The organism is Pantoea sp. B566, from assembly GCF_024793925.1.
In the GTDB taxonomy this organism is placed as follows: domain Bacteria; phylum Pseudomonadota; class Gammaproteobacteria; order Enterobacterales; family Enterobacteriaceae; genus Pantoea; species Pantoea ananatis.
This window is the reverse complement of the sequence record NZ_JANUQL010000003.1, coordinates 90,651-112,840: the sequence shown is the minus strand read 5'-3', so window position 1 is coordinate 112,840 and position 22,190 is coordinate 90,651. Positions and strand designations below refer to the sequence as shown.

22 protein-coding genes are annotated in these 22,190 nt (G+C 55.2%); 13 read left to right on the top strand and 9 right to left on the bottom strand.

Annotation, left to right across the window (positions count from 1 at the left end; translation table 11 throughout):
* Positions 1-422: 422 nt before the first annotated feature.
* From NYE92_RS02260 to NYE92_RS02225, 8 genes are all read left to right on the top strand, one after another.
* Positions 423-911: an SH3 domain-containing protein gene (locus NYE92_RS02260; protein WP_015700446.1), complete on the top strand. Its 489-nt coding sequence runs from the start codon at positions 423-425 to the stop codon at positions 909-911.
* Between the two features lie 70 nt (positions 912-981).
* Positions 982-2,199, top strand: coding sequence for a type IVB secretion system protein IcmH/DotU (icmH, locus tag NYE92_RS02255; protein WP_259018460.1), 1,218 nt, complete (start codon positions 982-984; stop codon positions 2,197-2,199).
* Positions 2,199-4,307: a type VI secretion system membrane subunit TssM gene (gene tssM, locus NYE92_RS02250; RefSeq protein ID WP_013025537.1), complete on the top strand. Its 2,109-nt coding sequence runs from the start codon at positions 2,199-2,201 to the stop codon at positions 4,305-4,307. The genes icmH and tssM overlap by 1 nt, the downstream gene beginning before the upstream one ends.
* Positions 4,308-4,320: 13 nt before the next feature.
* Positions 4,321-5,019 (top strand): type VI secretion system-associated protein TagF, encoded by a 699-nt coding sequence (gene tagF, locus NYE92_RS02245; RefSeq protein ID WP_014593563.1) that lies wholly within the window; start codon positions 4,321-4,323, stop codon positions 5,017-5,019.
* 34 nt (positions 5,020-5,053) lie between these two features.
* Positions 5,054-6,181, top strand: a complete 1,128-nt coding sequence (tagH, locus tag NYE92_RS02240) for a type VI secretion system-associated FHA domain protein TagH (protein WP_013025535.1) — start codon at positions 5,054-5,056, stop codon at positions 6,179-6,181.
* Positions 6,178-6,954: a PP2C family serine/threonine-protein phosphatase gene (locus tag NYE92_RS02235; RefSeq protein ID WP_013025534.1), complete on the top strand. Its 777-nt coding sequence runs from the start codon at positions 6,178-6,180 to the stop codon at positions 6,952-6,954. Before tagH ends, NYE92_RS02235 begins: the two co-directional genes overlap by 4 nt.
* A gap of 13 nt (positions 6,955-6,967) precedes the next feature.
* The gene (locus tag NYE92_RS02230) at positions 6,968-7,915 is read left to right on the top strand and encodes a hypothetical protein (protein WP_014605993.1); all 948 of its coding nucleotides are present in this window, start codon (positions 6,968-6,970) and stop codon (positions 7,913-7,915) included.
* Between the two features lie 44 nt (positions 7,916-7,959).
* The gene (locus tag NYE92_RS02225; protein WP_259018457.1) at positions 7,960-9,372 is read left to right on the top strand and encodes a serine/threonine-protein kinase; all 1,413 of its coding nucleotides are present in this window, start codon (positions 7,960-7,962) and stop codon (positions 9,370-9,372) included.
* 60 nt (positions 9,373-9,432) lie between these two features.
* Here NYE92_RS02225 and NYE92_RS02220 read toward each other — a convergent pair whose 3' ends face one another.
* Together NYE92_RS02220 and chaB are read right to left on the bottom strand one after the other, a co-directional pair.
* A complete protein-coding gene (locus NYE92_RS02220; RefSeq protein WP_024472169.1) occupies positions 9,433-10,107 on the bottom strand; it encodes a gamma-glutamylcyclotransferase in 675 nt (224 codons plus the stop codon).
* Between the two features lie 451 nt (positions 10,108-10,558).
* Positions 10,559-10,789 (bottom strand): putative cation transport regulator ChaB, encoded by a 231-nt coding sequence (chaB, locus tag NYE92_RS02215; protein WP_176017827.1) that lies wholly within the window; start codon positions 10,787-10,789, stop codon positions 10,559-10,561.
* 365 nt (positions 10,790-11,154) lie between these two features.
* Between chaB and chaA the strand changes: the two genes are divergently transcribed.
* Positions 11,155-12,246 (top strand): sodium-potassium/proton antiporter ChaA, encoded by a 1,092-nt coding sequence (gene chaA, locus NYE92_RS02210; protein ID WP_013025529.1) that lies wholly within the window; start codon positions 11,155-11,157, stop codon positions 12,244-12,246.
* 65 nt (positions 12,247-12,311) lie between these two features.
* On the opposite strand, the gene kdsA is transcribed toward chaA, so the two are convergent.
* Genes kdsA through hemA form a run of 6 tightly spaced genes read right to left on the bottom strand, consistent with a single transcriptional unit; the run spans position 12,312 to position 17,661 of the window.
* Positions 12,312-13,166 carry a 3-deoxy-8-phosphooctulonate synthase gene (gene kdsA / locus NYE92_RS02205; protein ID WP_013025528.1) on the bottom strand — a complete coding sequence of 285 codons (855 nt, stop codon included), beginning with the start codon at positions 13,164-13,166 and terminating at the stop codon, positions 12,312-12,314.
* A gap of 25 nt (positions 13,167-13,191) precedes the next feature.
* Positions 13,192-14,001, bottom strand: a complete 810-nt coding sequence (sirB1, locus tag NYE92_RS02200; RefSeq protein ID WP_014593560.1) for an invasion regulator SirB1 — start codon at positions 13,999-14,001, stop codon at positions 13,192-13,194.
* Positions 13,998-14,396, bottom strand: coding sequence for a SirB2 family protein (locus NYE92_RS02195; RefSeq protein ID WP_013025526.1), 399 nt, complete (start codon positions 14,394-14,396; stop codon positions 13,998-14,000). Before NYE92_RS02195 ends, sirB1 begins: the two co-directional genes overlap by 4 nt.
* A 41-nt stretch (positions 14,397-14,437) precedes the next feature.
* The gene (gene prmC, locus NYE92_RS02190; RefSeq protein ID WP_259018456.1) at positions 14,438-15,280 is read right to left on the bottom strand and encodes a peptide chain release factor N(5)-glutamine methyltransferase; all 843 of its coding nucleotides are present in this window, start codon (positions 15,278-15,280) and stop codon (positions 14,438-14,440) included.
* Positions 15,280-16,362: a peptide chain release factor 1 gene (gene prfA, locus NYE92_RS02185; protein WP_013025524.1), complete on the bottom strand. Its 1,083-nt coding sequence runs from the start codon at positions 16,360-16,362 to the stop codon at positions 15,280-15,282. Before prfA ends, prmC begins: the two co-directional genes overlap by 1 nt.
* A 42-nt stretch (positions 16,363-16,404) precedes the next feature.
* Entirely contained in the window at positions 16,405-17,661 is a 1,257-nt protein-coding gene (hemA, locus tag NYE92_RS02180; protein WP_014605998.1) for a glutamyl-tRNA reductase, read from the bottom strand.
* 217 nt (positions 17,662-17,878) lie between these two features.
* Between hemA and lolB the strand changes: the two genes are divergently transcribed.
* From lolB to NYE92_RS02160, 4 genes are all read left to right on the top strand, one after another.
* Positions 17,879-18,502 (top strand): lipoprotein insertase outer membrane protein LolB, encoded by a 624-nt coding sequence (gene lolB, locus NYE92_RS02175; protein WP_014605999.1) that lies wholly within the window; start codon positions 17,879-17,881, stop codon positions 18,500-18,502.
* Positions 18,499-19,356, top strand: a complete 858-nt coding sequence (gene ispE / locus NYE92_RS02170) for a 4-(cytidine 5'-diphospho)-2-C-methyl-D-erythritol kinase (RefSeq protein ID WP_259018455.1) — start codon at positions 18,499-18,501, stop codon at positions 19,354-19,356. The genes lolB and ispE overlap by 4 nt, the downstream gene beginning before the upstream one ends.
* Positions 19,357-19,492: 136 nt before the next feature.
* Entirely contained in the window at positions 19,493-20,440 is a 948-nt protein-coding gene (gene prs / locus NYE92_RS02165) for a ribose-phosphate diphosphokinase (RefSeq protein WP_006118899.1), read from the top strand.
* 220 nt (positions 20,441-20,660) lie between these two features.
* Positions 20,661-21,815: a GGDEF domain-containing protein gene (locus NYE92_RS02160; protein WP_029568702.1), complete on the top strand. Its 1,155-nt coding sequence runs from the start codon at positions 20,661-20,663 to the stop codon at positions 21,813-21,815.
* Here NYE92_RS02160 and ychH read toward each other — a convergent pair.
* Positions 21,807-22,085, bottom strand: a complete 279-nt coding sequence (ychH, locus tag NYE92_RS02155) for a stress-induced protein YchH (RefSeq protein ID WP_013025519.1) — start codon at positions 22,083-22,085, stop codon at positions 21,807-21,809. The genes NYE92_RS02160 and ychH overlap by 9 nt on opposite strands.
* Positions 22,086-22,190 lie beyond the last annotated feature (105 nt).

Below are 22,190 nucleotides of genomic sequence, written 5' to 3'. Positions count from 1 at the left end.
ATAAGGATGAGGGTGCCTGAACAATGACCGCCAGGATCGCAGCCCAGGCAATGCGTGCTGTTAAATTGTTATTGGCGCTTAGGCTTTTTTTTGCCTGTCATCTGACTGTGCCACTATCCAGCCCGACGTGTCTGGCTGGCCTCGGCATGTCTGCTTTTCCCTGTGCGCGGCAAGGTGAAACCGACACGACAACGCGGTGTGATAAGAAGGTGATGAACGCGCTTTACCATGCTATATCATTGGGTGCAATGGTTTGAATTCTCAAAAGTCTTAGGTAGACTGAGCGCTGTACAGGATAAATGTCATTTACCGCATTATCTTAACGGCTTACCTACCCGACTGCGCTTCCTCCCCAGTGAAGGTGAACAGCCGTGTTCTGATAAACAACATGCAGGTATATTGATAATATCGTGAGGAAAAAGGTGAAAAAAAATTTAGCGTTTATCCTGTTAGCGGGACTTTTATTGTCCGGCTGTAAAACGCCACCGCCTGCGGTGAATGATGACACCCTGGTCACCAGTGATGTGAACGGTGTGAAACTGGTACACCGTCATGCCGTGGCGGCACCAACAACCTTTACGCCCATAAATCAAACCTGGCGCGCCCTGTACAAGGCGTCGGTGATGACCCAACCCGATTACGGCGGCAAGGTTGTTCGTTACCTGGAGGCGGGCAAGTCTTTTGAGGTTCTTGGCAGCGTTGAGAACCACTGGCTGGCCATTGCTGATAAGCCGGATGGCATGTTAACCGGTTACGTGCCGCTGAAGGCGGGCGTAGAAAGTCATCGTTATGATGACACGTTACGCAATGACCGTCCGCGTCCGCGAAAAACTAAACAAGTGTGCGTTGACGTCGGAGGCGACAGCAAAGCCTGTCGTAATACCGCGACGGCGACCTGGATTCTGAACTAATGAAATTAACTACCTGCCGTGCTGGTCACGTTGCCAGAAACGCTATCTGTCGCGGGAAGAACACACAGTAATGAGCGTGGAATCCTCACCGCGAGAGGTCACGACCTCGGGTACCGAAAATCTTTTGCTTAAAGCGGCCGCGCCACTGCTGAATGCGGTGGTGCAGATTCGTCAGGCCGCCACGCACGACGATCCTGCGGGTTTACGTCAGTCACTGATTGATGAAGTGCGCGTCTTTGAACAGCGCTGCAAGCAGGCGGGGTTGCCGTTTGAAATGATCATTGGCGCACGTTACTGCGTCTGTAGCGCGCTGGATGAGGCGGCCGCGCAAACGCCCTGGGGCACGCGCGGCGTCTGGTCCGGTAACGGCATGCTGGTCACCTTTCACAATGAAAGCTGGGGCGGTGAAAAATTCTTTCAGCTGCTGTCTCGCATCTCGCAAAGCCCTCAGCAACATCTCTGGCTGCTGGAAATCATCCATTACTGTCTGTTACTGGGTTATGAAGGTCGTTATCGGGGCAGTGAAAAAGGCCGGGCGCAGTGCGACAGCCTGCGGGCACGACTCAAGGCCCTGATTGATGAAACCCGCGCTCAGCAAAGTACCGATTCCGCCCCGCTGGTGCAGGTGCATCCGCTGGTCAGCACGCTCGCGCGGCCGATGGTGCCGCTCTGGACCTGTGCGATGCTCGTCGCCCTGATCGGCTGTCTGATTTACAGCGGGCTGAACTGGCGACTAGGCAATGCGGCCGAACCGCTGCTGCGCAGCCTCTACAACATGCCGCTGCCGCAAATCACGGTAAATCGCCGCCCCTCCTCGCCGCAGGCCCTGCTGGATTTACGCCAGCGGCTCAATGACGTGATCGCCGCCGGTCAGCTGGAGGTCAGTGATGGCGCGTTTGGCAGCAAGGTGATTATTCCTGCTGACAAGCTGTTTGCCGAGCAGGGAACGGTCATCAACCCGGTAGGACGGGCCATCCTGGCCCGGGTTTCCAGCGCGATGAAAGATGTGAAGGGCACGATTCTGGTGTCGGTGTTTACCGACGACAAGCCCGTGGACGGCAGCCGCTTTGCCTCCAGCTACGAATTTTCTTTTGCCCGGGCGCGTTCCGTCAGCCAACTGCTGCAGGTGCAGCTCGCTGACACCCACGTTATCCGCTCTGAAGGACGCGGTGACAGCGATCCCCTGCTGCCGAACGACAGCAGCGAGAACCGAACCCGCAACCGCCGTGTTGAAATTACGCTGTTCGCTGCACCTGAAACACTGAGCACTCACCAAGGAACACACTGATGCGCGCTTCTTTTCGCTTATTTTTAACGCATCGACTGCTGTGGAGCTTTATCGGTGTAACAGCACTGAGTTGCCTGTTGTGGATGCTGGGGCCGCTTATCACCTGGAATGAAACCCGTCCGCTTGAACCCGCCCTGCACCGCGAAATCGCCGTGAGCACGCTTTATCTGCTTTGGATCGTGCTTCAGTTAATCCCTGCGGCTTACCGTGCCTGGTATAACAGTCGTCTGCTGGATCGGCTGCAGGTGGTTGAAAGCGACGATCCCGCCGAGCGTCAGGCGACGGAAGCCCTGCTGAGTCAGCGTTTTAGCGAAGCGGCCATGCGCCTGAAACGCACCCATTTTGGCCGGCGTCAGGGCAGCCTGTGGGCACGCATCAACGCGAATTATCTCTACCAGCTTCCCTGGTACCTGATGATTGGCGCGCCGGGTGCCGGTAAAACCACCGCGTTGCTGAACGCCGGACTGAAGTTTCCCCTTACCGATACTTTTGGTAACGAGGCTGTGCGCGGCGTCGGCGGAACACGCAACTGCGACTGGTGGTTCACCGACAGTGCGGTATTGATCGACACAGCCGGACGTTATGCGTTACAGGAGAGTCAACGCGCCCGTGATGCCAGCGAGTGGCAGAGCTTTATTAATCTGCTGAAGCGCTATCGTGCCCGACAGCCGATCAATGGCGTTATCATGAGCATCAGCGTCGCAGATTTGCTGAGCGACTCGGCCGAGGCGCGTTTTGAGCAGGCTAACGCCCTGCGCGACCGCCTGAACGAACTGCATCAGCACACCGGTATTCACTTTCCCGTGTATATCATGGTGACCAAGACCGACCTGCTGAAAGGCTTTATGAGCTATCACGGCTCGCTGGATAAAGCCCGACGCGATGCCATCTGGGGATTCACCTTTCCCTGGGATGCCGGTAAGCCCAATAAGCAGGACTGGCATCCGCACTTTGACCTGCAGTTTACCCAGTTAGAGCAGAAGCTGCAGCTACAGCTGGCCGATCAGATGACCCACGAGCGCGATCTCAATGAGCGGGCAGAGTGTTTCTTGTTTCCTCAGGAGTTCTCGTCTCTGCGCCCGCTGCTCAGCGAATACCTGGACATTGTGTTTTCACCCCGCGCTGAAACCGTCGCCTGGAATCCGCGCGGGCTGTTCTTTACCAGCGGCACCCAGGAGGGCTTACCTTTCGACAGAGTAATGGGTGAGCTCAGCCGCAAACTGCAACTGCGCCAGGCCGGTTCCCATTCGATTGCCGCCTGGGACCGCGTGAACCGCAGCAGCCCGATTCCCGGAAATAAAGGCCAGAGCTTTTTTATTCGCGATCTGCTGAGCAATCTGGTGTTCAGGGAGAGTGGTCTGGCGGGCAGCAACCGTCGCTGGGAGTACCGCAATCAGCTGCTGCACTGGATTGGCTACGGCATGCTGGCCGGCGCGCTGGTGATCATGAGCGGCTTATGGCTGACGAGTTACTATCAGAACCAACACTATCTGCAGCAGGTTACGGCGCGATTGCCGGTTATCTCACAACAAAGTCAGCAGGTGATACATCAGCCCGCTGATAATATTTTTGATCTGCTACCCTTTCTGAATAACCTGGTGAAGTTACCCGTGTCCGACCAGTTTTCTCTCGATAATCCGCCGCTTACTATGCGAGCCGGTTTATATCGTGGAAACCAGGTCAGCGATGCAGCCTGGGCGCTTTATCAAAATGCGCTTAAGTCTTTATTGCTGCCCCGCGTGGCGCAACAGATCACCAACCTGCTGCGTAATGACCCGGGGGATGATAACGAGTACAGCCGAAATGCGCTGCGTGCTTATCAGATGCTGTATCAGCCGAGAAATTATGATGGGGAATTCCTCCGCGCCTGGCTGCTGCAGAATCTGCAGCATTCGTTACCGGAGAAGGTCAGCGCCCGGGATTTGCAGCAGCTGGACTGGCACCTGAGTCAGCTGCTCGATCAGCAAATTCAGTCGTCACCCTACGCGCGCGACAATGCGCTGATGATGCGCAAGCTGGCTGATAACTTAAATAATGCGGGTCGCGACAGTACCCTGCTGGCCACTGCGCCGCGCAAAGCTCAGCGCCTGACGACGCATAACCCATAATAGCGAGGTGAACATGCCTGTCTCTCTGGCCCCTGGCTGGTACGGTAAATTACCCTCCACGGGGGACTTTTTGCATCATCGGTTAACCGAGCAGCTGATTGCGCCCTGGAACCACTGGTTTCAGCAAGGTCTGGTGCACTGGCATCATCAGGATGATGCGGTGAGCGCCGACTTCCTGCGCGCCCCGGTCTGGAATTTTGTGTTACCGATCACCCCAATACGCAATCAGGTGCAAATGGGTTGCCTGCTGCCCTCCTGCGATCGGGTAGGCCGTGCCTGGCCACTGCTGGCGCTGCTGAGTTTCCCCCTGGCCCAGTGGCATCCGGCACAGTTAACGATTTCGGGCGACTGGTATCGGGATCTGGGCGCGACACTGTTGAACGCCGTGACGCAGCAGCAGAGTCCGGCACAGCTGGAACAGGCGATCCAGACCATGACGCCGCTGATGATCCCGGTACAGCAGCACTCCGATATCATGGATGTAATCGGTTTCCAGGATTTACCTTGCACCCTGAGCTGGCAGGACGTTGCTGAACGTTTCGACCCTCAGCAACATATTAGTTACTGGTGGAGCAATCGCAGTGACGGTTTCGTTCATGCCACGCACAAGCATAGCGGCAACCTCACCCCCGAACTGTTCTCATTACTGTTTAATCCGGCGGCAGGTGCACAGCCGGGTCGCAATGGCCTCTATCCACCGATGTTTGAGTGAGGCGTTGCTACTGTCCTCACTGACGGGATAACTCATGCAATTTACCATCGTTCAATGCACGTCTGATGTTCCGGTGAAAACCGTCACCTTTCATCCCCCCGGCGGCACGATTGGCCGCAGCCAGGATAACGACCTGGTGCTACCGGATGAAGCCCGTTCTATTTCCCGCCTGCAGGCGCTGGTGCACCTGTCAGGCGAAGGCGAATGCCGTCTGACCAATCAGGGCAGCGTCACGCCTGTTGAACATAACGGTGTGGCGCTGAAGCGTGGCGTGCAGGTGCGCCTGAAGCACGGCGACGCCCTGCGCATTGGTGACTACGCCATCGACGTGCGCGATCCGGCAGTTCACGGCGTAAACAGCGATCCCCTGGCGTTTTTTACCGATGCCGCGACGCGAACGAATCCGCTGGATATTCCCGACCATGCCGACGTAGAGGAAGTGGTGGAAGAGCCTGTAGTGAAGCGGCCGGAACGGCGCGGCGACGCGAGGCTGGCCATTGATCCCCAGACCAGCGAAACTTTTCACGTACCCTTCGCCGCTGGAGTGGAGCAGGACAAACTGGTGGCGGCCCTGCTCGACGGCATGGGCCTTAATAACGGCCATAATACGGCTATCAGCGAAGAGCAAATGCGCACCACGGGCAGAATGTTGAGCCTGTTCTCGCAGGGGACGGTTGCCCTGCTGTCATCACGTTCCATTCTGAAACGTGGCGTGAAAGCCGAAATGACGATGATCCTGAACGAGGCAAATAATCCGTTCAAAATCCTGCCTTCAGGCAAAACGGTTCTGATGCAGATGTACCAGAGCCAGATGCCGGGTTTTATGCAGCCCGAGCAGGCCGTGCGCGATGCGCTGGTCGATCTGCAGGCGCACCAGCTGGGCATGATTGCCGGGATCCGCGCGATTATCGCCGCGATGCTGCAGTCGTTTAATCCTCAGGGACTGGAGGAGCAGGCGCGCGCTGACGGTGCCGTATCCAAAACCCCGTTCTCGTCCTTTAAGAAAGCCGCCCTGTGGGACTATTTTACTCGTCGCTACCAGCGCACCGCCGGCGAGATCGAAGACGATTTTCATACGCTCTTTGGGGAAGCCTTCCTGCATGCCTACGACATGGAGGTCAATCAGTATAAAGACTCCCAGACGCGCACGGACGACGCATGAATATTGCCTTTGCCAGTCATTGTCAGCAGGGGCTGCGCGATGAGAATCAGGATCGAACCGGTGTGATACTGGATGCGCGCAAAGCCTGCTTTGTCGTGTGTGACGGCGTGGCTGGCCTGCCCGGCGGCGATCAGGCCGCACAGCTGGTATGCGATGTGCTGATTGAACAATTGCAGGATTGCGAGCAGGTTACCCCCGCCGTGACGCATCAGGCGGTGGAAAAGTGCCGTTCAATACTTGAAATGGCCCAGGGTAATAATCCGAATTTTTCCACCATGTGCACCACGCTTGCGGGCCTGTTTATCGACCGCACCCGACAGCGCGCATGGTGGGCGCACGCAGGTGACAGCAGGGTTTATCACTTTCGTCACGGGGTGCTGAATGAGGTGACCCGCGACCACAGCCTGGCGCAAAAGTTGAGCGATGCGGGCTATGAAAATACCGGAATTAACAGTAATTTACTCTATAATGCGCTCGGCATAGAACCCGCTCATCCTGTGACCTTCGCTGACGAAATTTTGCTGGAAGATGGGGATGCGTTTTTAGTCTGTAGCGACGGTTTCTGGCTGAATCTGACCACCACGGAAATGGAACAGGCTCTGCGCATGGTCAATGACTGTGATGAGTGGCTGACGTTAATGGCGCAGGCGGTGAGCCGCGACGTAAAGAAAGACAACCTCAGCGCCCTGGCGGTGTGGATCGGTGAGCCGCAGGATGCCACCCTGCTCTACACGCTGGCTGACTCAGCACGTTTTCTGCCCTCAGGCTATTGATTAAAGGAACTCTATGAAATTGTGGTTGCCCGCTATAGCCACGTTGTTTATGGCCTTTGCTGCGCAGGCGGAAAATTATCGTGTGGTGTATTCACCCAGTCTTGAACTGGAAGTGTACATTGACAATGTTGCGGGCAAAACGCCTGATGACTGGTGCCAGGAAACGCTACCGATCCGTATCGTATCGGGCAAAGACCAGGATTCAGCGATTTTAAAATCCTTTCTGCCGCGCGTGGGTACGCTATTAGCCAACCAGTGTAACGAACTGGACGTCTTGCCCTGGCAGATGATGAACGGCGAGGGCAAGGTGCTGGCGACAGGCAGCGCCAGCAAGCTGCAGAACTGGCGAATGATCGTGAATACCGATGCAGCCGCCCCGGCACCACGGGCCAGCGCAGCCAGTCCGTCGCGTCCGGCAGACAACACGCCGCTGCAGCATTTCGCTTTACCGAACGGCTGCCGTTTCCGCACCGCGTGGGACGAGCGTGGACTGTCGATATTTGTGCCCGACAAAGGTAAGCAGCAGTGCTCATCTGAGGGCTGGCTGGAAGGCAAAAGTGAAATAACCCTGAGCGGTGGCGCGCAGCCACAGACGGTTGCGGTCAGTTTTTACCAGGGTTATCCCCTTGCCAACCTGACGCTCACCGACCAACGCCTGCAAATTGTGGATGTGAATAAACAGCGTATGATTCTGGCCCGATCCGATGCGCCAGACAGCTGGATTGTATTGCCCTTTGATGAACAGCAGCATCTGTGGCGCTTTGACGGAACCTTATTGATCAAAGCCGATCAGGCGACGACACAGCAGGATACTACCGCGCTGGCCTCGCGCATCAGCACCCTGCGCAGCCGCTGGGCAACCGGTTTTACGTCGTCGCAAAAAGTGAATGTGTTACTTGTCGATGCCTTGCGCGCGGATCGGGTCGATCCTGGCGCAGGTGCATGGCGTAACATCAATTAATTACCGCGTAGCCTGACAAGCAGGCCCCGTTCAGAGAGTCTATTATGTCGGCTAATGACAGTCAGAAAACAATACCGAATGCCTTACCTGACGGATATCGTTTTAACGAGTTCGAAATTAAAGAGGTGATTGGCGGCGGCGGTTTCGGCATTGTCTATCGCGCATGGGATCATCAACTTGAACGCACCATTGCGATCAAAGAGTACATGCCTGTGTCGCTGGCGGTCAGAACACAAGACTTATCGCTGGAGCTGCGCGGTGAACGCTTTCAAAAGCTGTTTAACGCCGGTCTGAACAGTTTTATTCAGGAAGCCCGACTGCTGGCGCGCTTTAACCATCCCGGCCTGCTGCACGTTCTGCGTTTCTGGGAACAGAACGGCACCGCCTATATGGGAACGCTCTACTACAACGGCATGACGTTGAAAGAGTGGCAGATCACCAGCCATGAGGCGATTTCAGAAGCCTGGATTCGCCGCCTGCTGCCGCCGCTGTTAGGGGCGATTAACACCATTCATCAGGCTGGCTATCTGCATCGCGATATCTCGCTGGACAACATCCAGATTCAGGAAAATCAGCTGCCGGTCCTGCTCGACTTTGGCTCCGCCCGTAAAGAAATTGGCAACCTGTCCGACGAAACCGAAATCATGCTCAAGCCGGGGTTTGCACCGATTGAGCAGTACAGCGAAGAAGGTGAAAGCGAACAAGGGCCGTGGACGGATATTTATGCCCTGGGCGCCGTATTACATACGCTGATTACAGGCGCCCCGCCGCCGGTCAGCGTGGTGCGCTGCATTGAAGATAACTACCTGCCGCTGGTCACGCGCAAACCGGCAGGTTACTCGCTGCCGCTGCTGCACGCGATTGACTGCGCGCTGATGATGAAGCCCCACGATCGCCCGCAGAATATCGATGAGTTTGCCGCGTTAATTGATTTGCCGGTTAGCGACGTTGAGGCGGTGGTAAACAGCCTGCAACAGCGTAACGACGAGCAGAATAACAGCGAGGCCGCCTCAGCAGATACCGCGCCACCGGTCGTGTTAGCAATGAATCATGGTGCCACGGCGGCAGAACCCGTGACCGGACGTAACGTCCGTCGTCTGTCGCCAGGATTAGTGGCACTGGCCGCTGTGGCGCTGATTGCCGTTGCGGTGGTGGTCTGGATTGAGAATTCGCGCGCGCCTGCGGCGTCCCTCGTCAGTAAGGGCCCGTCATCATCGGGCGCCGTAACAGGCACGGTGCCTGCCGGGCTGGCGATGGTTTACCTTAAGCTCACCAACGACGAGCAGGTGGTACTGAACGGCCAGCCCGTTGCAGTACGTGCCAGCAGCAACGGTTTTGCGGTGCTCAACCTGGCCGCCGGGCAGTACCGCATTGACGTACGCGCCGGTAACAGGCTGCGCAGTCAGTCACTGGTGATCGATAAACCCGGCACCTGGCTGATTAATCCCACCAATTAGTGCGCGTCAATACAGGATCAGGGCAGCCTGGCTGCCCGTTTTGCTCAAGGATTTGCTGGCTCAGGCCTGTTTCAGCCAGTCTTGTTGCAACGCACGTACCTGGTGCGCCAGACGGATCAGGTCTTCCTCCTCCATCCCGCGCCGGGTCAGCTCGGCTTCCAGCGAGAACAAATACTGGGCATTCGACCCCAACGGCCCGGTAGCCGCGGCAATCAATGGCGCAACGGCCTGCGGACAGGTGTCATCCTCATACAGCGGGTGACGCGGATCCATAATAAACACCAGCGCGGTCACGCGGCGGCCGTCTTCCAGTGAAAGTTCACACCAGGTCGGCAGGTAGCAGCCGGTAATCATTTCTCGCTTCCACAGCAGCGCCAGCTCGTCATGCAGGCGCGCTTCCGGCAGACGAAAGGCCAGCCCTTGGGTCATTCCGCCCTCTTTCAGCGCCAGCATGCGGCCCGGATGTGCAGCCGTGCCGCGTCCTGCCGTGAGGCGTAAACAGAATGCCCGATGCCAGCCGTCCAGTGACGCCGATGCCACCTCGTCTGCCTCAAATACCGGGTTCCACATCAGCGAACCGTAGCCGAAGATCCATACCGGGCTGTGATCGGGCCGACACGCCAGGGTTGCTGCCAGCGATGCTGCACGCTGTTCACAACTCCACAGGAGTGTTTCCTCGATATCACCAAATGACGTTTTACAATCTGCTTTTAATAAGAATTCCCGGGTTAGCAATGCGACCTCCTCAACGTTCATCACATCCTGTGCAAGTGGCTCCTCTGCTCTGTGACGTTCAACATTCACTGATTCACGCTCTGTTCATTTAACTGACATTAATTATTAACACAATGAGTTGCAAGCAAGAGTCGGAGTAGAAAGTAAAAATCTACTTATATTGCGGTATTAAAAGAAAGGTTAATTACATACCAAAATCTTATTTTAAAAAATGCTGAGATGTAACAGCTCGTTATCGCGGATTATGGACACGATAATAACGGCTTTTTATTAATAAAAAATACGAAACAAATACGACAGTTCGTTAATATCGGATTGGGCGCATGAGGGACAACGGCGGAGGCTGCCGCGCCTGCGTTGGCAGGCGACATCATTATTGGGGCAGGCGTTGAAGCAGAAACACAGCATCCCGTTCGGGGCGGGATGGGTGAGCGCGTCGGCTGAGCGGATGTTATTTTTTAGGATGCCATTTATCATCATCCCCTTTTTGATATTCATGCTTCACCGCGGCCCAGGCCACCTTATGTGCAACCTCTTCACGGGATTCATCCCCACGGCGATCGTCAGGGTCTTTGTACTCTGTCCATGCGTGGTTAAAAGCCTGCTGGTAGATGTCCTGCGCGTGGGCAGGAAGAACATGTTTAACAGGCTCCGGAAGATCGCTTCGCTTATCATAGGGCATAGCCACTCCTCAGTTAACAGGGGAATGAGTAAGTCTGGCGCAGATGGACATAAATGCAAACCGGGTTTTATTGTGCCTTCCGCGATTTTTCTCTTCAATGGCAGGTTAATGCCCCCCTTTCACTACCTTTTATGGGGCTAAATGCCAGGATAACCCTGGTAATTGCATCTTCTTCCGCCTGATTTCACAGAGGAAACGTGCGATAAGCGAAAGTTATTCGCCCTTCAAACAAAAAAAGCCTGAAAGTAAAAAGCGGTAAATTTTCACATTCATTGTGATTGAAAAGTTAAACTGCGTAACCTATAAGTTTCAATGTAATGATGGGTAAATGAATTACCCCTTTTATTCAGCAGAGAGGATGGTGAATGCCTTCACATGAAAAAACACGTCACAAAGAGTTTTCACTAATACTTCCCCTTATTGCCCTGGGCATACTCTATTTTTTTAGCGCACAAACCTCACTGCCTGTTGTGGTCGGTATTAACTTACTGGCGCTGTTGGCGATCCTCAGCAGCGCCTTCAGCGTCGTGCGCCATGCGGACGTTCTGGCTCACCGTCTGGGTGAACCCTATGGCTCGCTGATTCTCAGTCTTTCTGTGGTGATCCTCGAGGTCAGCCTGATTTCGGCGCTGATGGCCACCGGCGATGCGGCACCGGCGCTGATGCGCGATACGCTTTATTCCATCATCATGATTGTGACCGGCGGTCTGGTGGGCTTCGCGCTGTTGCTGGGTGGAAATAAATTTGCCACTCAGTATGTGAATCTGGCTGGGGTAAAACAGTATCTGATTGCCATTTTCCCGTTGGCGATTCTGGTTCTGGTGTTTCCGAATGCTCTGCCGGGTGGAAACTTCACTACGGCGCAGGCGCTGCTGATCGCTGCGATTTCTGCCGCAATGTATGGCGTTTTCTTGTTGATTCAGACTAAAACGCACCAGAGCCTGTTTATCTACGAGCACGAAGATGAAAGCGATGATGGCGATCCCCATCACGGTAAGCCTTCTGCCCACAGCAGCGTCTGGCACGCTATCTGGCTGATTATCCATCTGATTGCGGTCATTGCCGTAACCAAGATGAATGCCAACCCGCTGGAGCATTTGCTGAGCGAGATGAACGCACCTAAGCAGTTCACCGGTTTCCTGGTGGCCTTATTGATTCTTTCGCCGGAAGGGCTGGGCGCGATAAGGGCTGTATTGATGAATCAGGTTCAGCGCGCCATGAACCTGTTCTTTGGCTCGGTGCTGGCGACCATTTCACTGACGGTGCCCGCAGTCTCCATCATCGCCACCCTGACCGGACAGGAACTGATCTTTGGCCTGGAGCCGCCGCAGATGGTGATTATGATTGCGTCACTGATTCTGTGCCAGATCAGCTTCTCAACCGGCAGGACCAACGTACTGAATGGCGCGGCCCATCTGGCACTGTTTATTGGTTACCTGATGACGATAATGCTGTAATCCGCTGATCCAAGAAAAAAAAAAGAGCGACTATTCGCTCTTTTTTCTTATCGGCAGCCGCTGGCTTAGTTGCTGGTATCCAGCGCCGGGAAGCTTTTGACCAAATCATCAATCGCTTTCATCTGCACCAGGAAAGGCTCCAGCTTGTCCAGTGGCAACGCCGACGGGCCATCGCACTTAGCACTGTTGGGTTCCGGATGCGCTTCGATAAACAGACCCGCAATGCCCACGGCCATACCGGCACGGGCCAGCTCTGCCACCTGAGCACGGCGCCCGCCCGAGGCGGCACCAAAAGGATCGCGGGTTTGCAGCGCGTGCGTCACGTCGAAAATGACCGGAGAATTATTGGTCACCTTCTTCATCACGTTGAAACCCAGCATATCCACAACCAGGTTGTCATAGCCGAAGTTACTGCCGCGATCGCAGAGAATGACTTTGTCATTTCCGCCTTCGGCAAACTTATCCACGATATTGCCCATCTGGCCGGGGCTGACAAACTGCGGCTTCTTGACGTTAATCACCGCGCCGGTTTTTGCCATCGCTTCGACCAGATCGGTCTGACGCGCCAGGAAAGCCGGCAGCTGAATCACATCCACGACGTCGGCAACCGGCTGGGCCTGGGATGCTTCGTGAACGTCGGTAATGATTTTCACGCCAAACGCCTGCTTCAGCGCCTGAAAAATCTTCATGCCTTCTTCCAGGCCGGGACCACGGTAAGAGTGAATTGAGGAACGGTTGGCTTTGTCAAAAGACGCTTTGAACACGTAAGGAATGCCGAGTTTGTCGGTCACTTTTACATAGTGCTCGCAGATGCGCATGGCGAGATCGTAAGATTCCAGCACGTTCATGCCGCCGAAGAGAACAAATGGCAGATCGTTTGCGACCTTGATATCACCGATACTGACGACTTTCTGTGTCATGCCCTTTCCTTATCTGGGGTGACGCTTAATGCAGCGTCACGCGTTTTTGTTCGATTGCGTGAATCTGAACTTTGATCATCTCGCTGACCGGGTCTTCAGGACACTGTTCAACGAAGTAGGTTAAGTCATTTAACGCGATATGTTCGCACTCAAGCTGAGCGTAAATTAAACCACGATCGCGAATTTCATAGGGATCGTCCGGATCAATTCGCAGAAGTACCTGACTGACGTTCAGGGCCAGCTCCATCTGCTTCTCTTCCATCAGGGCCGCTTTCAGCGTATCCAGCATCTTGCGCATGACGCTCTCGGTTTTGGCTTCGTCCAGATCGTCATCATACAGACGCGCCAGCGGACTGATATTGCCCTTCAGCCACACTTCCAGCGTGTGCGTGTCCAGGGTTTCCCCGTTAAAGGGATTAATCAGCCACTTGTCGCCGTCGAGCCAGTCGGCGCGCAGAATCAGCTGCGTCGGGAAAATCACCGGCATCAGGGGTAATTCCAGTTCAGCCGCGATATGCAGCAGGATCACGCCCAGCGATACCGCCGTGCCCTGACGGGTTTTCAACACTTTATCCAGCCAGAGCGCATCTGACAGGTTATAGACGCCGCTGGCACCGCCAAATTTCCACTGCTTGTAAAACAGCTCCAGCAGCTTTTCGAGCTTTAAATCGGCATCCTGTTCATGACTGACGTAGTCACGGGCTTCAGCCACTAACGCAGCTAACTGTTCTTCAACCGACAACGCCGGGAAATCAGTGCGGATGGCCATCGTGGCACCAATCACTGCCTCACACAGCGGTGTCTCACTGTAATCGAGTTGTTCGGTGGAGCTCATACTATCCCCAGTAACGGCATTTTACTCAGTGCCAGCTTAATGATCGTCACCAGCGCAATCAATGCCACGATAAAGGCGATCCAGCGGGTGCGGTCAGAACGTGGGCGGCGGCTTAACGCAACCGACCCAAGGGCAATATAGATAATAACGCCTAACAGCTTCTCAGTCAGCCAGCTTCCCTGAGGCGAAAACGGATAGAAATGGGTGATCATCACCAGCGATGCACCGCTCAGCAGCAACAGCGTGTCATTGACATGAGGCAGAATGCGTACCCAGCGGCGTTGCAGCATCGCAGAGCCTGTGCGCTGCCAGTAAAATCGCAGCAAAAACAGCAAAATAGTTACTGCCACGGTCAGCAGGTGCAGATTCTTGATTAGCGGATAGTAAGCAAACATCGTTCATCCATGTTGTTCTTGAGTATTCTTCAATAGCGCGCTCAGGCCGGGTGCGGGGCTGCCTGCCCAAACGTGACCCGGGGGTTACCGCCATAATCATTCGCCGTCGCCACCGACAGGTAATGATGCTGCTGCATCAAGTGGCGCACGGCTTCGTCCTGCTGCCAGCCATGCTCCAGCAGCAGCCAGCCGCCTGGCTGTAACCAGTTTATCGCCTGCTCGATCAGCAGCCGTAAATCCGCCAGGCCCGCCTCTTCCGCCACCAGCGCACTGCGTGGCTCAAAACGCACATCGCCCTCGTTAAGGTGGCGATCGTTCGCGTCGATATAGGGCGGATTACTGACAATCAGGTCGAATCTGGCTGGCGCAATCTGCGTAAACCAGTGGCTTTGTATGAAGGTGGCGTTAGGTATGGCCAGATGCGCGGCGTTGCGTTGAGCCAGCGCGACCGCGGCAGGAATGCGATCGACACCGATGACGTCGCAATCCGGACGTTCGCTGGCAATCGCCAGGGCTATCGCCCCGCTTCCGGTGCCCATATCCAGGACGCGTGCGGGTGACTCAGGCAGATGCGCCAGCGCCTGCTCCACCAGTATTTCGGTGTCAGGACGGGGGATCAGCGTCGCGTCGTTCACCTGCAGCGGCAGCGACCAGAACTCCCGCTCGCCGATCAGATGCGCAACAGGTTCGCCCCGGGCGCGACGCGCCAGCAGCACGTCTAACTCTTGCAGCTGCGCTTCCGTCAGGAGAGTTTCATCAAACGCCACCAGCCAGCTGCGGGATTTACCGGTCACAAACCCCAGCAAAATCTCTGCGTCTCGTTTCGGACTGTCGCCCCCACACAAGGTGGCGACCGCCTGTTTAAGCCAGTGACGGATATCCATCAATCCTGACCGGCCAGCGCGGCCAGTTGGTCAGCCTGATATTCCTGCACAATAGGTTCAATCAGACTGTCCAGCTTGCCTTCCATGGTTTCATCCAGACGGTAGATCGTCAGGTTGATACGATGGTCGGTGACGCGGCCCTGCGGGAAGTTATAGGTCCGAATACGGTCAGAACGGTCGCCGCTGCCCAGCAGGTTGCGGCGCGTACTGGCCTCAGCTTCGTGGCGTTTTGCCATTTCGGCCGCATGGATACGCGCGCCCAGTACGGACAGGGCTTTGGCTTTGTTTTTGTGCTGAGAACGTTCGTCCTGGCACTCCACCACAATACCGGTTGGCAGGTGGGTAATACGAATCGCAGAGTCGGTGGTGTTGACGTGCTGGCCACCGGCCCCTGAGGAGCGGAACGTATCAATTTTCAAATCAGACGGGTTGATCTCCGGCAGCTCGGCCTCCGGCAGTTCCGGCATCACCGCCACCGTACAGGCGGAAGTGTGGATGCGTCCCTGAGATTCGGTTTCTGGCACACGCTGAACGCGATGGCCGCCTGATTCGAATTTAAAGCGGCCGTAGGCGCCTTCACCCATCACGCGGGCGATCACTTCTTTGTAGCCGCCATGTTCGCCCTCGTTGGCGCTGACGATTTCAACGCGCCAGCGACGTGACTCGGCGTAACGGCTATACATCCGGAACAGATCGCCGGCAAAAATTGCCGCTTCGTCGCCGCCGGTGCCGGCCCGCACTTCCACAAAGCAGTCGCGCTCATCGTCTGGATCTTTCGGCAGCAGTAACAGCTGCAGCTGTTGCTCCAGAGACTCACTTTTTTCCCGTGCTTCCAGAAGCTCTTCCTGCGCCATATCGCGCATCTCAGGATCGTCGAGCAACATTTTGGCGGTTTCGATATCGTCCTGGTTCTGCTGCCAGTCGCGGAAGCAGCGCGTGACATCGGTCAACTGAGCATATTCACGCGACAAAGCACGAAAGCGGTCCTGATCGGCAATCACGCCGGCATCGCCCAGCATCGCTTCCACTTCTTCGTGGCGCTCCTGCAGCGCTTCCAGTTTAGCAACAATAGAGGTTTTCATTTAACTGTGGGATTCCCGTAACAGATGACGACAGCAGTGTGCCTAATCGAGACCCAGGCTGTCGCGTAAAATCTGCAGGCGTTCGCTATCGCCGTCGCGGGCGGCCTGCTGAAGAGATTTGGTTGGAGCATGAATCAAACGGTTGGTCAGCTTATGGGCCAGTTCCTGCATGACTTTCTGCGGATCTGCCCCCTGCTGCAGCGCCTGGAGCGCACGGCCTTCCAGCTCAGCGCGAATATCGTCTGCCTGCGAGCGGTACTCACGAATGGAGTTAACCGCGCCTTGCGAACGCAGCCAGGCCATAAAATCGCTACATTCCTGCACCACAATGCTTTCGGCCTGCACCGCAGCGGCTTTGCGCTGGGCAAGGTTTTGCTCAATGATGGCCTGCAGATCGTCAACGCTGTAAAGATAGGCGTTGGCTAATTTGCCCACTTCCGGCTCCACATCGCGAGGAACCGCAATATCCACCAGCAGCATCGGCTGATTACGACGCGCTTTTAACGCGCGCTCCATCATGCCTTTACCGATGATCGGCAGCGGGCTGGAGGTGGAGGTAATCACGATATCGGCATCGGCCAGGCGGGAATCAATATCGGCCAGGCTAATCACTTCCGCACCGACTTCGTTAGCCAGCAGTTCCGCACGTTCACGGGTACGGTTCGCAATGATCAGCTTTTTCACCTGATGCTCGCTGAGATGACGGGCCACCAGTTCGATGGTTTCTCCCGCGCCCACCAGCAGCACGTTCACCGTGGACAGCGACTCAAAGATTTGACGAGCCAGCGTACAGGCGGCAAAGGCCACGGAGACAGCATTGGCGCCAATATCGGTTTCGGTACGAACGCGTTTGGCCACCGAGAAGGTTTTCTGGAACATGCGTTCCAGCTCGCTGCTCAGCGCATGACCACGCTGAGAGTCGGCAAAGGCTTTTTTGACCTGCCCCAGAATCTGGGGTTCACCCAACACCAACGAGTCCAGCCCGCTGGCCACGCGCATCAGGTGGCTAACCGCCTCGTTATCCTGATGCCAGTAGAGGCTGTTGCGCACGTCCGCTTCATCAAGCTGATGGTATTCACACAGCCAGCGCACCAGACGTTCCTGAAGATCGACCTGTTGCTCTACACTGAGGTACAGCTCGGTTCGGTTACAGGTAGAGAGCACGACGCCGCTCTGCACCATAGGCTGGGATAACAGGCTGTTTAAGGCCTGCTCCAGCGACTCCGGCCCGAACGCAACGCGTTCGCGCAGAGCAATGGGTGCAGTTTTGTGATTGATTCCGAGTGCGAGCAGCGTCATAGCGTTTTAGGTTGGGTTATCCCAATAAATGTCAGGGTTTTGTGAAGCGCATTCTACAAGATGCAGCAGATCAAGAAAAGCCATACAAAGGCTATGACTGTAATAAGATTAAGCCGATCATAGCGTTTTTGCCGTATAAGAGCATTGACGGTTAAAACGCGGATGGTTAGCGTTACCTGTTATCAATTAAAAATGTGTCCGAGGAGATGACCACTTGATGCTGACTTCTACACGCAACCTGTTGCGCCTTTTACCCCTTGCCAGTGTTCTGCTGGCTGCCTGTAGCATCAATAAACCACAAGGTCCTGGCCCGAGCGTCACCGCGCCACAGTGGCAACAGCATCAGCAAGCCGTCAGCCACGTGACCCAGTATCAGACGCGCGGCGCGTTCGCCTATCTGTCGGATAAACAAAAAGTCTATGCCCGCTTTAACTGGCAGCAGACCGCGGCCGACCGCTATCGCCTGCTGTTAACCAACCCGTTAGGCAGCACCGAGCTTCAGCTGGATGCTCAGGGTTCAGTGGTGCAGATTGTGGACAACAAAGGCAAACGTTATGTCAGCAACGATGCGCAGAAGATGATTTCGCAGCTGACCGGCATGGATATCCCGCTGACCAACCTGCGCCAGTGGATGATGGGCCTGCCGGGCGATGCGACCGATTACCAGCTCAACGATCAGTACCAGCTAAGCAGCCTGACCTACAAGCATGACGGCCAGACCTGGCAGGTGACCATTGCTGACTATGACAACAAGGTCAATCCACCGCTTCCGGCCAGCCTGGAGTTAAAAGAAGGCGATCAGCGTATTAAATTACGTATGGATAACTGGACGCTGAAATGATGACCATCTGGCCTGCTCCGGCAAAACTGAATCTGTTTTTGTACATCACCGGTCGTCGGCCTGATGGTTACCATAATCTGCAAACCCTGTTTCAGTTTCTTGATTATGGCGACAGCCTGACAATCACGCCCGACACGAGCGATGAGATCAGGCTGTTAACGCCGGTGCCTGGCGTGCCGGATGCGCAAAACCTGATTGTCCGGGCGGCAGAGAGCCTCAAGGCGGCGGCGCGTGAAAACGGCAGCCTGCCTGCCAGGGCCGGTGCGCGCATTGCCATTGAAAAGCGTTTGCCCATGGGCGGCGGGCTGGGCGGCGGCTCATCGAATGCCGCAACCGTGCTGGTTGCGCTAAACCACCTGTGGCAGACCGGCTTTTCCCCTGAGGCGCTGGCGGAGCTGGGCGTGAAACTGGGCGCCGACGTCCCGGTTTTTGTTAAAGGCTATGCCGCCTTTGCCGAAGGCGTCGGTGAGGTGCTTTCTCCAGCATCGCCTGCAGAAAAATGGTATCTTGTTGCCCATCCAGGCGTCAGCGTGGCCACGCCGGTGGTCTTCAACGATCCGGCGCTTACCCGTGACACGCCCGTGCGCAGTTTATCAGCACTTTTACAGGCTCCGTTCGTCAACGATTGCGAATCAGTAGTAAGAAAACGTTTTCGTGAGGTTGATGAGCTTGTTTCATGGCTGCTAGAATACGCGCCGTCGCGCCTGACGGGGACAGGTGCTTGTGTGTTTGCTGAATTTGACACCGAGCATGCTGCTCGCCAGGTGCTGGAACTTGCCCCACCATGGGTGCGCGGTTTTGTAGCTCGAGGCCTTAACGTCTCGCCGTTACAGCGTACTCTGCAAGGCGATTAGCGATAGCGTGACTGTGTCACCCTGTTCCAGACACAGCACGTTTCGCACTCACATACCCGTGTGAACGTTCACGACAGTATTCGCCGGTTACTGTCATGACGTTCATTCTCTGGACGCAAAGCCTGAGGTTCTTCTCGTGCCTGATATGAAGCTTTTTGCTGGTAACGCTACCCCGGAACTAGCACAACGTATTGCCAACCGCCTTTACACCAGCCTGGGAGACGCCGCCGTTGGCCGTTTCAGTGATGGCGAAGTAAGCGTACAGATTAATGAAAATGTACGCGGTGGTGATATTTTCATCATCCAGTCCACCTGTGCTCCCACCAATGATAATTTGATGGAACTGGTCGTGATGGTCGACGCGCTGCGTCGTGCTTCAGCTGGTCGTATTACCGCTGTTATCCCCTACTTTGGTTATGCCCGCCAGGACCGCCGCGTGCGCTCCGCCCGCGTGCCTATTACGGCTAAAGTAGTGGCTGACTTCCTTTCCAGCGTCGGTGTTGACCGTGTTCTGACGGTTGACCTGCACGCCGAGCAGATCCAGGGCTTCTTTGACGTCCCGGTTGATAACGTATTCGGCAGCCCGATTCTGCTGGAAGATATGTTACAAATCGGTCTGGAAAACCCGATTGTTGTGTCTCCGGACATTGGTGGCGTAGTGCGCGCTCGTGCCATTGCCAAACTGCTGAACGACACCGATATGGCAATCATCGATAAACGTCGCCCGCGTGCGAACGTTTCTCAGGTCATGCATATCATTGGTGACGTTGCGGGCCGTGACTGTGTGCTGGTCGACGACATGATCGACACCGGCGGCACACTGTGCAAAGCCGCAGAAGCGTTAAAAGAGCGCGGTGCCAAGCGCGTGTTCGCTTACGCTACGCACCCTATCTTCTCTGGCAATGCGGTGGAAAACCTGCGTAAATCTGTTATCGATCAGGTTATCGTCTGTGACACCATTCCTTTATCAGAAGAGATGAAATCGCTGCCAAACGTCCGTACCCTGACGCTGTCAGGTATGCTGGCCGAAGCGATTCGTCGCATCAGTAACGAAGAGTCCATTTCGGCAATGTTCGAACATTAATCTTCGCAGGCCGGGCATTATGCCCGGCCTTTTCTTTTGTCTCCTGTTTATTCCCTCCGACAAAGCTGCTTGGTTTTCAGAAATTTTCATTATGAGTGACCTCAGTTATTGTCACGATCACTACGAAAAACTCTTTCGCTGAAATTATGTTATCTGGCCTTTTGCCTTTTTGAGTTGAGTGGTAATTTGCCCGCACTTTTTATTGCGATCGCCGCCCACTATGAACCTCGACGTCTTTACGTTATTTATTTGCGAACTCTACGTACTGGGGTTTATGAGCCTGATTATGATCTTTGCCTGGGTCGGATCTCACTATGACCGCATTTTGGGCTATGTCTGTGTCGCCATCGTGCTCACGCTTGTTGCCTTTTTTCTCAGCAGTTTGCGCAGCAGGGGCGACCAGTTCTTGCCGGTGGCCGTAAGCAACGTATTAGTGATGCTGGCCTACGGGGGGTTATTTAGCGCTTTTCGCACATTCTGTGGTAAATCCCCAGGCATGACCGGCTTAGCAGGGGCGGCACTGTGGTCTCTGCTCTGCCTGTTTCCGACCTTTTATTACAGCTTATCACTGCGTGTTTTGGTGCTCTGCCTGCTTTGCATCGCCTATACCGCCGCACTCATTTATCTGCTCTGGCTGGCACGCCGTGATATGAATACCACCTTTTGGCCCGCACAATTATTGCTCTGGACTCACCTGCTTTTTCACGTCGCCCGGTTATTTCTGGATAACACCCGTCCTGTTGGCATACAGGGGGCGATCAGCGGTTCTGACTTTTCGATCTACGTGATTCTGGAATCCATGCTTTTCGTGATTGGCTTCACCGTCACCATATTAGCTATGGTGAATGAACGCACCCGTAATGCACTTAAGGACGCCTCGCTTCATGACCCGCTAACCAATATCTGGAATCGTCGTGCACTGTTTTCCGGGGCGGACGCTATGATCCGGTTTTGCCTGAAGCAAAACAGAGCGCTGACGGTGGTGTTATTCGACCTTGATCATTTTAAAGGGATCAATGACCGCTACGGGCACCAGCAAGGGGATCGGGTGTTAATTGATTTTTGTAACAGGGTCTCGGGAACGCTGCCACAGGATGGCCGCTTTGCAAGACTGGGCGGTGAGGAGTTTGCAGCGCTGCTGCCGCTCAGCTTTGAGCAAGCCCGAGTGTGGTGCGAACAGGTACGCCAGACCGTTCAGCATTCGCGTCCCGGCCAGATCGCCTATTCAGTCAGTATCGGTTTTGCGACTGCAGATAACGGCGAAATAGATTTTGGTCAACTGATGGCTCTGGCGGATAAAGCACTCTATCGCGCCAAAGCCAAGGGCAGAAATCGGACAGAACCTTACCTGGTTATGTCAGAAAATCTAATGTGACGAATGATGGGTGCGGCGACAGCGTTTATCGCCATAATGGCGCACCCAATAATAGCGATCTTCTACTTTTTCACGACCGCTAATACAGGCGCCCACCAGCCATAACAGTGCGCCAAAGAAAATGCCGAACATCGCGCCCTGAGCCAGCATCTGTGGTAAATCAAGCGAAGGCAGCTGGTTGATAATCGAAAAACCGATGCCGAGAAGCATGGTCACGAGTCCAATTCCCATCAAGGCATTACCTGCCATGCGTGAGTGATGACGTTTCATCTTTCACCTCCTTTATGCGCGGTCGGATGAGCGCACACAATGTTAAACTGATAGTAGTGTAGGCAATGCCCTCAGGCTAATTTGTGCACTAACTCACATAAAGGC